This is a genomic window from Spiroplasma endosymbiont of Nephrotoma flavescens (assembly GCF_964030835.1).
In the GTDB taxonomy this organism is placed as follows: domain Bacteria; phylum Bacillota_I; class Bacilli_A; order Mycoplasmatales; family Nriv7; genus Nriv7.
In genome coordinates this window covers 827,178-841,390 of sequence record NZ_OZ034982.1, presented here as the reverse complement: position 1 = coordinate 841,390, position 14,213 = coordinate 827,178, and the positions used below count along the sequence as shown (strand labels likewise).

Sequence of the window (14,213 nt, the reverse complement as noted above, 5' to 3'; positions counted from 1 at the left end):
AACTTAGTTAATATAACTTAGTTTATTTATAAGAAAGGTAATTTATTATGAAAAACATTGAAAACATTTTCTTAAATACTAAAAAATATCTCTTAAAAGAAACACAAAATGCAATGTTTATTAAAGCACCTAAAATTCCCTGATTTAATGAACAAATCGGCATTTGGTTTCCAAAAAGATTTGTTTATAAAGGAAAATACGAAAATTCAATTTGTATTGGAATAATAAAAGATAGTAAATATCAAATAATTTCAATTAATCAAAAAGAAAATGAAACCAAATTAATTAAGGGACAAGAATTATTAAGCTTCTTCATTGCCGAAAAAGAAAACAACAAAAAAGATATAAATTATAACTATTTTAAAGGAGTTTAAAAATGAATATTGCGATTGGAATAATATTTATTATCATTTGCATAATGCTATTGGCATATTTTGCTTATAAAATTTATGCCAAAATAAAAATTAGAATTAAATATAAAAATGCCATTAAAAATAATACTGGTAATTTTACAAAAGACGAAAAAGTATTTATTGCTCGCTTTGAAGAATGAGTTAAAGCTCCTAATTCAAAAGAAATTAATGAGAATAAAAAATAATGTTTTGAGAAATTATTATGGAATTCTTAAAACTGTTTGTTCCGATAGAAAAAATGCCTGCACAAGTTGCATTTATTGCCGGATTAATTATTATCATTACTTTTCTTTTCGCATTAATTTCAATTATGTATTTACCAATAAAAATAATTTTTGGGAGATAAAAAATGACAGTAAATTTAAAAGAATTTAATTGAGAACAAATTAAACAAACTTTCTGAGATTTATTTATTCAAATTACAACTATTCCGGCTCATATTACTAGTGGCGAAGAAATTAATTTAACGGAAAAACCACTTTGACTTTTAATAACAAACATTGCCTTTTGGTTACTAACGGCGATTATGATGTGATTTATTCTAATGCTACTTTGAAAAACTATATCAGTATTTAGATAGAAGCAAAATTAATGTCAAGAATTTACATTGTGATGCATTCCCAAAGAAATTCAAAATTAATTAGGAAAAAATACAATCGTGTTAAGGTTAACCGTGGTTTTAACAAATTTAAGAAAAACTTTGAATATAAATGATGAATGTTTTAAAAAGAAAGGGGGTGATTATATGTTTGGAACTTTCTTAGCCGACGCACCAGCAACAGTAGAAAAAATAACAGCTAGTGATGCGATGACTAAATTGTGAAATGCAATTATAACAGCGTTTACTAAAATGTGAGAAATTATTGCTGTTAATATGCCACAAGTCGGTAACTTCTTTGCTGACTACTGAATATTCATTTTTCCATTTATTTTGGCAATATTCTTTATTTGCTTTAAAATGTTTGAAAAATTACTTGGAGCAGTACGCTAATAAAAAAATAAAGTGAGGTGCAAGATGAAATTTTGCAAATGAATAATAGAAAAAAATAACCATTTTATTGAATTAAATCGCACCTCATTTTTAATTTTATGACATTGAGGAGCAATTTGATACATTTACAACGGTTATTTTAAAAACATTGTAAGCTATTTATTTTTAGCAGGTTGTATTTTAATTTTCATTTTTAAAATCAGTAATTTAACACAAATTAACAAAGTTATTAATTTCTTAAAAAATTCACCATTAAATATTGTGATTGGTTCATTAGGAACTGGCAAAACGGCTTTTCTAGTGTACGCATCAAAATTATTAAAAAAGAAGAAATATCACATCGCCTCAACCTTTCCATTACTAGAAACCCAAAAATTAAGTTTAGGGCATATGGGATTATTAGACTTTGATTATCCAGTATTGCCAGACAAAACCTTACTTTTGTGAGATGAAACCAACTTATTTTTAGAAGGAACTGATGAGGCCAAATTGTAAAGTTAAGTGCAACTAAATTATTTTTCTAACCAAATATTCGATTGGTGAAAGATAATTTAGTATTTTTCTTGGTCTTTGGTTTAAAGACAATATAAATTTATGAACTGCATTTTTAGTAGTATTTGAAAAATTAAATTTTTTAGGAAATTTTTCTCTAATTAAACCATTAGTATTTTCATTAGTACCTCTTTGTCAAGGCGAATATGCATTAGCAAAATAAATTTTCACATTTAAATTTTTTTCAAGTTGTTGTCAATTAGAAAATTCTTTACCCCTATCAAATGTTATAGTCTTAACAAGATTATTTGGAAGAATTGATAAATAATGGCTAATGTTTTCGTTAATAACTTTAGTAGTTCTATTTTCAACTAACATTGCTAAAGTAAATCTTGATGTTCTTTCAACTAAAGTTATTAAACATGATTTACTTTTACCTCGTGATGATACTACAGTATCACCTTCTCAATGGCCAACAGTTATACGATTATTAACATTAACATTTCGTTGTTTAATTGATTTACCATTAAATTTACTGCGATTTTCTTGAGATTTTCGTTTCTTACCTTTTCTTCTTAAATTTTTATTAGTAATTTTTTCAAGTAATCCAGAATAAATTCAATTGTAAATTGTTTTAAAACTAATAATTCATTCTTTATGAAAATTTTTAATTCTGCCATAAATTTGTTCAGGCGATCAACCTAATAGTAATTTTTGTTGTACATATTTTACTAATTCTCTATTTTTAAACTTATGAAAATAAACATGTGATTGTTTTCTATTTTCTGCTTTATTTTGTGCAATTAATGAAAAATAATGATTATTATCTTTATTTCTATTAACTTCTCGAATAATAGTACTAATACTTCGATTAAGATTTTTAGCTATTTCACTAATTTTTACTTTAAACTTCAATTGATTCTCAATATAAATTCTTTCATATATGCCAAGATGTTTATATCCCATATAAAAACTCCTTGCTTTGCTTTTTCTAAAATAAACTTAGCATCATGAAATTTTTATATGAGATTTTTTGCAATTTTATTTACTTGCACTTACAAGTATAATTCAGCGTTATCTTTCTTTGCTTTTTGCGTGCTTGCTTGTTCTAAAATACTATCTTTAACTTTATTGTTTTTTCATTGTTCTTTGAATGTTTGATAATCACTTATATTTGTCATAACTTTATCTTTTGTTTTCATTGTTTGATCCGCAAATGCACCCGCAATTCCCCCTGTATTGGGATTAAAGCCACCAAATAAAGTTCCTGCTGTTGCCTCTTTAAATGGTGCCCCACTTTTCATTGCACTAGTTATTACCTCGTGTTACACCGATTGGTTTACCAACAGCATTGCGAGCAGCAAATTTACCTGATTTTCATGCGAATTTACCACCAATTTTGGCGAGATTAGTTGCCATGCTAAATGACATTAAATTACCGATACTGTCACTCATTGCTGTATTACCACCAATTAAACTCGTGATAATTTGTGGTGATTTTGCAACCGCAAAACCAAAGGCAAAGATACCAAGTAAAATAAAGATTGGTTGTGATAAAGCGTTCGGCATAAATGTTGCCACTTGCCCTAACACCGCAATACCCATAATAAAAATATTGTAAGTGATAAACATAAAGGCATAACTAATAAACCGCCCTAAAACCATATCTTTTCAATTACGAAACTGTTGGCCTTGGTCGGCAACACTCATAACCACCACTACGGGTGAGTAACACAATAAGATAAATAACTCAATTACCCGTCAAAATAAGAACATGCAAACAGTAAACATAATATAAACCAGAAACCCCTCCGATATCAAGCAAATAATATAACTAAAATTGTCACTATCTGCAAATGTTCACGCCACTGGAATATAATCTAAATTATGAACCCCATTCATAAAACTACTATTAAAAATTGCTAAGGCAATATTATTAGTATCAATGGGGGCGTTTTGCAAAAATAATTTAACACTCATTGTCATAATTGTATTTACCATAATAAATAATGTTGGGATTAATGAAATGGCAATAATGATAATCAACATATTTGTAATTGCTTGTTTCATTTCGTGGCGGCGATTATTATACATCCACGCAATCGCTTTGGTGCCAATAATGACAATCAACATAGCCATGGCGATCCCGAACAGCAATCAATATATTGTGCTAATATTATCAATACTAAATAATCGCTCGCTTAATGCTCCCCCGCCAATAAAATACACAACATCTTGCATCCCACCTAACAACCAAACAATGGGGGTTATAAAAACAAGATACAAAATAGCACAAAAACTATTTATCGCTCACCCGATAATATCACCCATTATGTTTGAACCACCAGTTGGTTGCACTGTCTCAACATTCAAAGTATTAGAAAAAAATGTTTGAATGTTATTTGATGCTCCAGTATTAGGTAAAAACCACAAAATCGCCGATAATATCGCAATGATAATACAAAAAATAATTAGCAGTGGTACCATCGCTATCACCATTATTGTAAATATTTTTTAAAATAAATTGCCATAAATCGCTCTAAACTTTGTTTTAATATTGGTTTTTTAGATTTTACAACCGCTAAATTATCTTGTTTTCGTTTTCGCAACAACATAATTTCACCCCCTAACTTGTAATTGGGGCAATAGTATCTTTAAATGCCAAGACAATCGCACTAGCAAGGATAACAATCAATAAACAGATTAAAAACCCACATCACTTTTTTAATTGTTTCCTTACGGTTATTACTATCAGCATTAAACTTACCACCAATGGCATAAACCCCAATCATAATAATTGCCGCAACCACCGCGCCGGCAATTAACACAGGCATTGTTATATCTAAAATTTTGTTAAGTAAATCATTGATGCCACTTGCTGCAAACAAATTAACCATTATTCATCTCCTTCTTGATTGTTATCATTTTGTTTGTTTTGTTTCTTTTGGCGTTCGGTTTGTTTGTGTGCTAGTTCTTCGGCTTCTTCGCGGTCGTCACGTTTTCACTGTTCAACTACTTTTTGCTGACGACGCGCATAAATTTTTGGCAAGATATATTTATTAAACACAAATCTTTTGAATAACAAATATGCTGTTCAAAACCCCGCCAAGACACCAACGACAACGCCAATAATTCACAGTTTACTATCGCCATCGTTATTATCAGATGCCGGGGTTTGTCCTGTGTTTGGTCCTGGTTGTCCTATGTGGTCTTTTGCTTGTATCGGAATTGTTGCGACAATAAAACTCAACAGTTTGGTGCTACCTTTAACCGCTTGAACTATGACATTTTTGCTAGTAGTTCAATCACCAGCAACAAGGTTATCAGCAAGAATTTTATAGTCGGTATTTTCTGCAACATCAGGGACATATTTTTCAACTTGTGTTTTTATCCTAGCTAGTAGTTTGGTTTTATAGGTATTAATTTCATCTTGAGTAACATTTTTAATATCAACAACAACAAAGTTATCTAATTGCAGTTTTAAATGTTTTAAACTTTGTTTTCAGGTCTTAGATAACAAAAACAAATTATTTAGTTGACCAGCACTAGAACCACGGATATTTTTATATCCGTTATCTTCTGCTCACTGTTCAAAATGTTTGCCATTATCAGTATTTCAATACTGTTTTATCTCTTTATCTGCTGCAATTTGTAAATAAATGTTGTTAGTGTGTCCTAATTCGTTTTTTAACTCAATTAAATATTTCCCCTGAGCCGCACCAAGTTGACTCCCGTCAAGTTTAATGCCATTGGTTATATCAATGTTGTCTTGTTGCCCGTTTTTTTCTCACTTGTCATCGCAGCCATATACCACCCCACTTATCACACTGCTTAGAATTGGTTTTATCATTGTGATGGTACTTTCACTACTTGCATAGTAGAATGTATTAACTGGGCTTGTGATGTTACTTTTATCAAGTTGCGCTAAATAATCGCTATCAACATTTGCGTCGCTTGTCGTTGATTGTAAATCAATCTTTGAATCAACGACTGTTGACGGGACAACATTGTAATTAACTACGATCGAACCCTGGTAACTTTTACTATCTTCTTTCGCGATTAAAGTTGCTTCAGTATCTATTTTTTTCGCTATTTTCAGTTGCGTAAAATCATCAATAATATTATTATTTGTTTTGTTTGCTGCCAAGAAAATAGTGTCGTCGTTGTTATCAATGATATTTCCTAAATCAGGCCTTTTAATTAAAGCGCTTAACTGTTTTTTTATTGGCGTTGTCGTTGGTTCTATTTTTGCCAACATTGAAACAGTAATTTCACTCGTATATTGTTTACCATTCAAAGTAAAAAACACTTGTAAGTGGTGGTCTTTTTCACTAGTTTCAGGTTTAACATTAATTTTTCATTGTTTATTTGTTTGGCCTTGTAGGACATTATCAAAAACAACCTTATCAATGTTCGGATTAGTAATGACAATATTTAACTCCCCGTCAACAACAACCAAGTCAGGACGAGTTCAAATTTTTGTCTTGCTAGTATCAACTAGATTAAACTGACTTTGTTGTTTTGTTCAATCTAACGATGGAAAGGGAGGCATTTCCGCCGAGAAGGAAGTTATATAATGCTTAGAATCATGTAATTTATCCACTAATCCAATTGTAATTTTTACATTAACAATTTCTAATATAGTATAAATATCTGCTTTAAATCCCCTACCAGGAGTATTAAAAGAGTGTAATGTTCCGTTGTCTTTATAAAAATTAAATGCAGAAGTTCAGTTTTTATAACCAAACAAAAGAAATCTATTAGGATATTCAAGTTTAATATCACTAGGTCAGGTAAAACCACTTTCGCTTATATCTAATCAATAATCACCATGATGAATTAATTTAGTGTTTTTTAAACTAGAAAATACTAAATTACAACTTTCACCACATTGACTGGGGTTTTTTGTAGCTCGTTTAACTCTTTCTAGTGTTGTGTTGGCAAGCAATGGAACCGGAATACTTGTGGTTAAGATTGATATTGATAATAAACTGAGTATTTTTTTCATCTCTTTATGTTTCCCTTCTGATAAATAAAAAGAGAATATCACAATGCTGATATTCCCATAGGTAATTATGTTAAAAAACCAGATAAATATAATAAATCATTATTTTTAAGTTAGGTTTTTTGGTATAATTTTTTATGGAAACACAGTCGCATCAGGTCGCGTTTAGTTTTCTTAGGTATTGCTTTGAAGAAGTAAAACAATCAGCTAATTATATTATTTAATTACTAAACTAACCCTGCCTTCCCTTATTATTGTCATTTTTATTCATTACCATTTTATCATATTATTGAATTTTTACACAATAAAAATTATTAATATTAGCTGAATTATACTTGTAAGTGCAAGTAAATAAAATTGCAAAAGATTTCATATAAAAATTTCATGATGCTAAGTTTATTTTAGAAAAAGTAAATTTAAGGAGTTTTTATATGGGATACAAACATCTTGGCATAGATGAAAGAATTTATATTGAGAATCAATTGAAATTTAAAGTAAAAATTAGTGAAATAGCTAAAAATCTTAATCGAAGTATTAGTACTATTAATCGAGAAGTTAATAGAAATAAAGATAATAATCATTATTTTTCATTAATTGCACAAAATAAAGCAGAAAATAGAAAACAATTACATGTTTATTTTCATAAATTTAAAAATAGAGAATTAGTAAAATATGTACAACAAAAATTATTATTAGGTTGATCGCCTGAACAAATTTATGGCAGAATTAAAAATTTTCATCAAGAATGAATTATTAGTTTTAAAACAATTTACAATTGAATTTATTCTGGATTACTTGAAAAGGTTACTAGTAAAAATTTAAGAAGAAAAGGTAAGAAACGAAAATCTCAAGAAAATCGGGGTAAATTTAATGGTAAATCCATTAAAGAACGAAATGTTAATAATCGTATAACTCTTGGCCATTGAGAAGGTGATACTGTAGTATCATCACGAGGTAAAAGTAAATTATGTTTAATAACTTTAGTTGAAAGAACATCAAGATTTACTTTAGCAATATTAGTTGAAAATAGAACTACTAAAGTTATTAACAAAAATATTAGTCATTATTTATCAATTCTTCCAAATAATCTTGTTAAGACTATAACATTTGATAGGGGTAAAGAATTTGCTAATTGACAACAACTTGAAAAAAATTTAAATGTGAAAATTTATTTTGCTGATGCATATTCACCTTGACAAAGAGGTACTAATGAAAATACTAATGGTTTAATTAGAGAAAAATTTCCTAAAAAATTTAATTTTTCAAACACTAATAAAAATGCAGTTCATAAATTTATATTGTCTTTAAACCAAAGACCAAGAAAAATACTAAATTATCTTTCGCCAATCGAATATTTGGTTAGAAAAATAATTTAGTTGCACTTAACTTTACAATTTGGCAAGTATTATTAAAATTTAATTATTAAAGGAGGAAATGAGTAATGTTTTTAGTAACAGGTGATTTACAAAATGGACAAACTACTTGGGTAATGTTAGGTTTAATTATTATTATTGTAGTTGTAATGATAGTTTCTTCAATTCGTAAACGAAAACAAGATAAAATTGAAAAAGAAAAGCGTCAAAAAGAAGTTAGAGATAAAATTAAGCAGTATTTAAAGATTAATGATAATATTGCTCATAAAAGAATTGAATATGATAAAGTAATTGCTAGAGCAGGTAAAGATTATAAATATCGTGATGTTTTTGATGTTGTTATCAAATTATATGACTCAAAATCAAATGCGTTATATGCTACTAAAGCTTTTGAAGTTGAAGGTTTAACAAAACAATTAAGTAAAAAAGAATATGAAACAACTTGAAAAGTTAATCATGAATTAGAATTAGAAGCTACTTTAATTCGTTTGCAAAAAGAACAAAAGAAAAGTTATTGAAAAATGACTAAGGCTGAGCGAGCACAAGTTAGATTAGAACGCAAGGAAGCAAAAATAATAGAAAAAGCAGAAATTAAAAAAATTAAGCAAGAGAAAAAAATCAAAGCAACTAAAAAAGTTGTTCAAAATAAAAATGAGGTTCTTATTAAGCGACAACCTAATGAGAAGTTTGGTGCTAAAAAATAAATAGTTTAATTAATTCATAATCTGAGGAAATGATAAAATGCTTCATAAAATATATAAAGAAGATTATAAAAATTATCGGGAATGTGCTAAATTATCATTTCTTTTACGAAAAGAAAATCATCAAAAGACAATTCAATGGCACGATAGGGAGTTAACTTATTTTTTTAGTTTGCCTGAATTTGGTGATGAAAAGCAAAAAGATGACTTGACGAATATTTCTGCGCCTAGTTTAGAATTATTAGCGAATGATGATTATAGTTTTAGCGATTTAGAGGTAATTGATAGTGAAACTATTCTTGATGGTTTAGAAGTAGGTTATCATGCTAAGCAATATTTTTTACGAAATTATCGTTGTTTTGATTTAGATACTTATGAAAAACATCTTGTGGCAAATAAAACGGTAGAAAAAATTCTTGATGCTAATCTTGAAGTGTTGTTTGAACCACGATTTGAATATAATGGTTGTGTTACAAAGGTTGATGTTTTAAAACGAAATGGTACAGGTTGAGACTTAATTGAAGTTAAGGCAACAACTAAGGTTCATCGCGAACATTTATATGATGTTCTTTATCAATATTATATTTTGACTAATTGCAATATTGAGATTAAAAATATTTATTTAATGCATTTAAATGGTTTTTATTTTCATCAAGGTGATTTAGAATATGATAATTTGTTTATTTTAGCAAGTAAATATAATTTAACAACTACTGGTTCAAAGCAAGAAAATATTATGGTTGGTGTAAAAAAAGATTTAGCAAAGCGAGATTTTAATCAAGATATTCAGCGCATTAAAGATATTTTTCAAATGCCAGTTGCTGAAGCATTAGCGTGGTTAAAGACTAGACAATGTCATAATCGGGGTAAATATGATTATTGTATTCATGTTTATGCTAAATTACCCAAAGAGCATACAATATTTAATCTTTATCGGTTAGTAAAAACTAAAAAAGCAAGATTATATTATGAAAATAATTTTTTGTCGCTTTATACATCTAATTTTTTTGATCTTAATTTAACAGCTAATCAATATCGCCAAATTAAAGTTGTTCAAAATTTAGAAGGTGTTGTTGCATTGTCAGAACGAAGATATTTACAAAGTATATATAAGGAATATATGTATCCGATTTATATGTATGATTTTGAAACTGTTAAAAGTGCCATTCCGAAATATGAAAATAGTACACCATATGAGCAAATTCCGTTTCAGTATTCAATTCATGTTTTATTGGATAATAAGTTTAATGAAGAGAAACATAATATTAAACATTATCGTTATTTAAGTGATGGTGTTGGTGATCATCGTTTAGTTTTAATTGAAAATTTAATTAAGGATTTAACACGATATGGGATAGGTACTTATGTTGCATATAATAAAAGTTTTGAGAAGCAAGTTTTAAAAAAAATGGCATTATTATATCCGATTTATGAAGAAATATTAATGCAAATTTCTGATCGGACTGTTGATTTAATGGATTTCTTTAAAAATTTTGCAATTTATAAAGCAGAATTTAATGGTAGTCTTTCAATTAAGAAAACATTGCCGGCTTTTAATTCGGAATTTTCTTATGATGATTTGGAAGTGCAAAAGGGAACCGATGCTTCCAGTTTATTTCGTAAACGGTTGTATAATGAATTACAAAAAGATAATAATCATTTGTTTTTCTTGAAATTAAATAATGCTTGAAAAACTATTAGTTGGCAACAATGACAAGACAATTATGTTAAAAATTTGTTATTATATTGTGAACGCGATACTTATGGAATGGTAGTTTTATTTACTAAAATTTCTGAATTATTGCGAGAACAGGGGTGAATTGAATGGTAACGAAAATTATTTTTATGGGGACACCGATTTTTGCTAAAGAAGTATTATTAAAATTATTAACAATGGATTTTATTGAAGTTGTAGCTGTTGTTTGTCAACCTGATCGTAAAGTTGGGAGAAAGCAAGAAATGAGGATTGGTGGTGTTAAACAAGTAGCATTAGCATCAAAATTAAAGATTTTTCAACCAGATAATATTAACGATATTGTTTTAGAACTAGATAATTTAAATGCTGATTTAATAATTACTTGTGCTTATGGTCAATTTTTGGGAACAAGGATTTTACAATTGGTGCCGAAAGGTTGCTTAAATATTCATGCTTCGTTATTACCTAAATTACGAGGTGGAGCACCAATTCATTGAGCGGTAATTAATGATGAAAAGGAAACTGGTATTAGTTTAATGAAAATGACATCTCAAATGGATGCGGGGCCAGTATTTGTTCAAGAGAAAATTAGGTTGGTAGCAAATGAAACGGCAAGTAGTTTGCATCACCGTTTAATTTTGTTAGCAAATATGATGTTAGAAAAATATTTATTCTTAATAATTAGTGGTAAAATTACTCCAGAAATCCAAAATGAACGACTTGTATCGTTTGGTTTAAATATTAAACGAAATAATGAAAAGATTATTTGAAATGTTGATGCGAGAAAAGTAACTTGTCAAATTCGTGGTCTTTTTGAAATCCCTTTAGCTTATACGACTTATGAAAATAAGATTTATAAAATTCATCAGGCGATCGTTTATGATATTAATAAACAGGAAAAGGCAGCGGGAACAATTTTATCATTTCAACAAGATGGTATTGAAGTTCAAACGAGTAAAGGAAGTGTTTTAATTCAAAGATTACAACCTGAGGGTAAAAAAGCAATCTTGGTTAAAAATTTTTATCAAGGACAACATCCTTTGCGGGTTGGAACAAAATTTATTTAAGGAAAGGATTTGAAAGAAAAATGTATCGTTTTCGTTCATTGAAATATTTAGCAACAACAGGTGTAATCACAGGTCTTTTAATGGTTTGTGGTTATGCTTCTAGTTTTATTAAAATTGGCGTTGGTTATTTGCAATTAGCTGATATTATTGCTTTACCTTTAATTACCTTTATTTCTGGGCCAATGATTTTATTTGCTAATCCGATTGCGATGGCATTTGCTGATATTATGGGGGGATATTTTGTTTTTGTTCCCATTACGATTGTTGTTAGGATTTTAATGTTTGTTATTATTCGGATATTAGAACCATATTTTCATTTTATTATCAGTCATTTTTTTGCGGTTTTACCAGTTTTAATTATTTATCCACCATATACTTACTTTATTTCTAATTTTGATTATAGTTATGCGATTACAGCATTAATTAATGATGCTGTGCAAGCGATATCAACATATATTTTTTCCTTGTTTATTACTTGGTTTTTAATTAGAATTAATAGTGTCAGTTATGGTCATCTTTGAAGTGATAATGATTTTGATTATTTACGAGCGACAGCGTTAGAAAATAGTAATTTAGAACAAAGTAAGGAAATTAAAAATAATGGCAACAAATAAAAATTTAATTCGTAATTTTAGTATTATTGCTCATATTGATCATGGTAAGTCTACTTTGGCGGATCGGCTTTTAGAATTAACGGGTACGGTTAGTAAAAGAGAATTAAAAGATCAATTATTAGATTCAATGGATTTAGAGCGAGAAAGAGGAATTACTATTAAGTTAAATGCTGTGCAGTTGCAGTATGTTGCTAAGGATCATCAACAATATTGTTTTAATTTAATTGATACGCCGGGACATGTAGATTTTACTTATGAAGTTTCGCGTAGTTTAGCGGCTTGTGAGGGAGCATTATTAGTAGTTGATGCTACGCAAGGGATTCAAGCGCAGACATTAGCTAATGTTTATTTAGCGATTGATAATGATTTAACAATTATTCCTGTTATTAATAAAGTTGATTTGCCTAATGCGGACCCCGAAAGAATTAAACAACAAATTAGAGAATTGACAGGAATTGCGTATTCGCATATTCCGTTAATTTCTGCCAAGACTGGTTTAAATGTTGATGAAGTGTTAGAAACTATTGTTAGAGATATTCCTGCTCCAATAAAATCCCAATATGATGCTCCTTTGCAGGCATTGATTTTTGATTCTTATTATGATCAATATCGTGGTGTAATGATTTTTATTCGTGTTTTTCAAGGAACTGTTAAGATTAATGATAAGATTCGTTTTATGGCAACAGGGGGTGAATATGAAGTTATTAGTGTTGGTATTAAGACACCGTTGGAAGTTCAGCAGGATGCAATCTATGCTGGTCAGGTTGGTTGAGTAGCGGCGGCTATTAAGAATATTAAAGATGTTCAAGTAGGAGATACAATGACACATGCTGATTTTCCAACATTAGTGCCATTATCAGGTTATCGAAAAATTAATTCAATGGTTTATTGTGGATTATATTCTGTTGATAGTTCGCGTTATGAAGATTTAAAAGATGCATTATCAAAATTGCAATTATCAGATGCTGCTTTGGTATATGAACCAGAAAATTCACAAGCATTAGGATTTGGGTTTCGTTGTGGGTTTTTAGGTTTATTACATATGGATGTTATCCAAGAACGACTTGAGAGAGAATATAATTTAGATTTAATTGCTACGGCGCCAAGTGTTATTTATGAAGTGCATTTAACTGATCAACAAATTATTACTGTGGATAATCCGAGTAAATTACCGGAAGTGCAAAAAATTCGTAGTATTAATGAGCCTTTTGTTAAAGTAACGATGATGACTCCTGAAACTTATTTAGGTGGTTTAATGGAGTTATGTCAGCAAAAACGCGGTATTTATCAAAATCTTGTTTATGTTGATGATACAAGAAGGATTTTGACTTATGAAATGCCGTTAAATGAGATTATTTTTGATTTTTTTGATCGTTTAAAATCTGTGTCTAAGGGCTATGCTTCATTAGATTACGAATTATTAGGTTATCGACCAAGTAAATTAGTAAAGATGGATATTTTAATAAATGGTGCGGTTGTTGATGCTTTATCAATGATTGTGCATAAAGATTTTGCGTATGCTCGTGGAAGAAATTTATGTGCTAAATTAAAAGATATTATTCCGCAACAAAACTTTGAAATTCCTGTACAAGCTTCCATTGGTAATAAAATCATTGCGCGAGAAACTATTAAGGCGTTAAGGAAAAATGTTACTGCTAAGTGTTATGGTGGCGATATTAATCGTAAGAAAAAGTTATTAGAAAAACAAAAGAAGGGTAAAAAGCGGATGAAGGCTTTTGGAAATGTTGAATTACCACAAGAAGCTTTTATGGCAGTTTTATCTATTGATGATAAATAAGCATATTATATTGAAATTTTAATTAATCGGTTATTTTATTGTTAATAATAAAATTATGAAACG

At 28.9% G+C, this 14,213-nt stretch carries 17 protein-coding genes; 12 read left to right on the top strand and 5 right to left on the bottom strand.

Features of this window, described 5'->3' with window-relative positions; translation table 4 throughout:
- Nucleotides 1-47: 47 nt before the first annotated feature.
- From AAHN02_RS04935 to AAHN02_RS04910, 6 genes are all read left to right on the top strand, one after another.
- A complete protein-coding gene (locus AAHN02_RS04935; protein WP_215826298.1) occupies nt 48-374 on the top strand; it encodes a hypothetical protein in 327 nt (108 codons plus the stop codon).
- Between the two features lie 2 nt (nt 375-376).
- Nucleotides 377-598, top strand: coding sequence for a hypothetical protein (locus tag AAHN02_RS04930; RefSeq protein WP_342277514.1), 222 nt, complete (start codon nt 377-379; stop codon nt 596-598).
- Nucleotides 598-759, top strand: coding sequence for a hypothetical protein (locus tag AAHN02_RS04925; protein WP_342277385.1), 162 nt, complete (start codon nt 598-600; stop codon nt 757-759). The genes AAHN02_RS04930 and AAHN02_RS04925 overlap by 1 nt, the downstream gene beginning before the upstream one ends.
- 3 nt (nt 760-762) lie before the next feature.
- Entirely contained in the window at nt 763-993 is a 231-nt protein-coding gene (locus AAHN02_RS04920) for a hypothetical protein (protein ID WP_342277384.1), read from the top strand.
- A gap of 165 nt (nt 994-1,158) precedes the next feature.
- Nucleotides 1,159-1,404 (top strand): hypothetical protein, encoded by a 246-nt coding sequence (locus AAHN02_RS04915; RefSeq protein ID WP_342189776.1) that lies wholly within the window; start codon nt 1,159-1,161, stop codon nt 1,402-1,404.
- 24 nt (nt 1,405-1,428) lie between these two features.
- Nucleotides 1,429-1,899 carry a hypothetical protein gene (locus AAHN02_RS04910; protein WP_342277513.1) on the top strand — a complete coding sequence of 157 codons (471 nt, stop codon included), beginning with the start codon at nt 1,429-1,431 and terminating at the stop codon, nt 1,897-1,899.
- A 12-nt stretch (nt 1,900-1,911) separates the two neighbouring features.
- Here the strand turns inward: AAHN02_RS04910 and AAHN02_RS04905 are convergent, their stop codons facing one another.
- From AAHN02_RS04905 to AAHN02_RS04885, 5 genes are all read right to left on the bottom strand, one after another.
- Entirely contained in the window at nt 1,912-2,862 is a 951-nt protein-coding gene (locus tag AAHN02_RS04905; protein WP_342277512.1) for an IS30 family transposase, read from the bottom strand.
- Nucleotides 2,863-2,951: 89 nt separating this feature from the next.
- Nucleotides 2,952-3,200 (bottom strand): hypothetical protein, encoded by a 249-nt coding sequence (locus AAHN02_RS04900; protein WP_342277511.1) that lies wholly within the window; start codon nt 3,198-3,200, stop codon nt 2,952-2,954.
- A 4-nt stretch (nt 3,201-3,204) separates the two neighbouring features.
- On the bottom strand, nt 3,205-4,395 hold the full coding sequence (locus tag AAHN02_RS04895; protein WP_342277510.1) for an Mbov_0396 family ICE element transmembrane protein: 1,191 nt from the start codon (nt 4,393-4,395) through the stop codon (nt 3,205-3,207).
- A 176-nt stretch (nt 4,396-4,571) separates the two neighbouring features.
- On the bottom strand, nt 4,572-4,793 hold the full coding sequence (locus tag AAHN02_RS04890) for an Mbov_0395 family pilin-like conjugal transfer protein (protein WP_342277509.1): 222 nt from the start codon (nt 4,791-4,793) through the stop codon (nt 4,572-4,574).
- A complete protein-coding gene (locus AAHN02_RS04885; protein WP_342277508.1) occupies nt 4,793-6,904 on the bottom strand; it encodes an adhesin in 2,112 nt (703 codons plus the stop codon). Before AAHN02_RS04885 ends, AAHN02_RS04890 begins: the two co-directional genes overlap by 1 nt.
- Before the next feature lie 428 nt (nt 6,905-7,332).
- Here AAHN02_RS04885 and AAHN02_RS04880 point away from each other — a divergent pair, with 428 nt between their 5' ends.
- The 6 genes from AAHN02_RS04880 (at nt 7,333) to lepA (ending at nt 14,150) form a co-directional block, all read left to right on the top strand.
- On the top strand, nt 7,333-8,277 hold the full coding sequence (locus AAHN02_RS04880; protein ID WP_342277507.1) for an IS30 family transposase: 945 nt from the start codon (nt 7,333-7,335) through the stop codon (nt 8,275-8,277).
- Nucleotides 8,278-8,342: 65 nt separating this feature from the next.
- Nucleotides 8,343-8,978: a hypothetical protein gene (locus AAHN02_RS04875; RefSeq protein WP_342190016.1), complete on the top strand. Its 636-nt coding sequence runs from the start codon at nt 8,343-8,345 to the stop codon at nt 8,976-8,978.
- Nucleotides 8,979-9,015: 37 nt separating this feature from the next.
- Nucleotides 9,016-10,806, top strand: coding sequence for a DUF2779 domain-containing protein (locus AAHN02_RS04870; protein ID WP_342277506.1), 1,791 nt, complete (start codon nt 9,016-9,018; stop codon nt 10,804-10,806).
- Nucleotides 10,800-11,738 carry a methionyl-tRNA formyltransferase gene (fmt, locus tag AAHN02_RS04865; RefSeq protein ID WP_342277505.1) on the top strand — a complete coding sequence of 313 codons (939 nt, stop codon included), beginning with the start codon at nt 10,800-10,802 and terminating at the stop codon, nt 11,736-11,738. Before AAHN02_RS04870 ends, fmt begins: the two co-directional genes overlap by 7 nt.
- 20 nt (nt 11,739-11,758) lie before the next feature.
- Nucleotides 11,759-12,352, top strand: coding sequence for a hypothetical protein (locus AAHN02_RS04860; protein WP_338968141.1), 594 nt, complete (start codon nt 11,759-11,761; stop codon nt 12,350-12,352).
- Nucleotides 12,339-14,150, top strand: coding sequence for a translation elongation factor 4 (lepA, locus tag AAHN02_RS04855; protein ID WP_342277504.1), 1,812 nt, complete (start codon nt 12,339-12,341; stop codon nt 14,148-14,150). Before AAHN02_RS04860 ends, lepA begins: the two co-directional genes overlap by 14 nt.
- Nucleotides 14,151-14,213 lie beyond the last annotated feature (63 nt).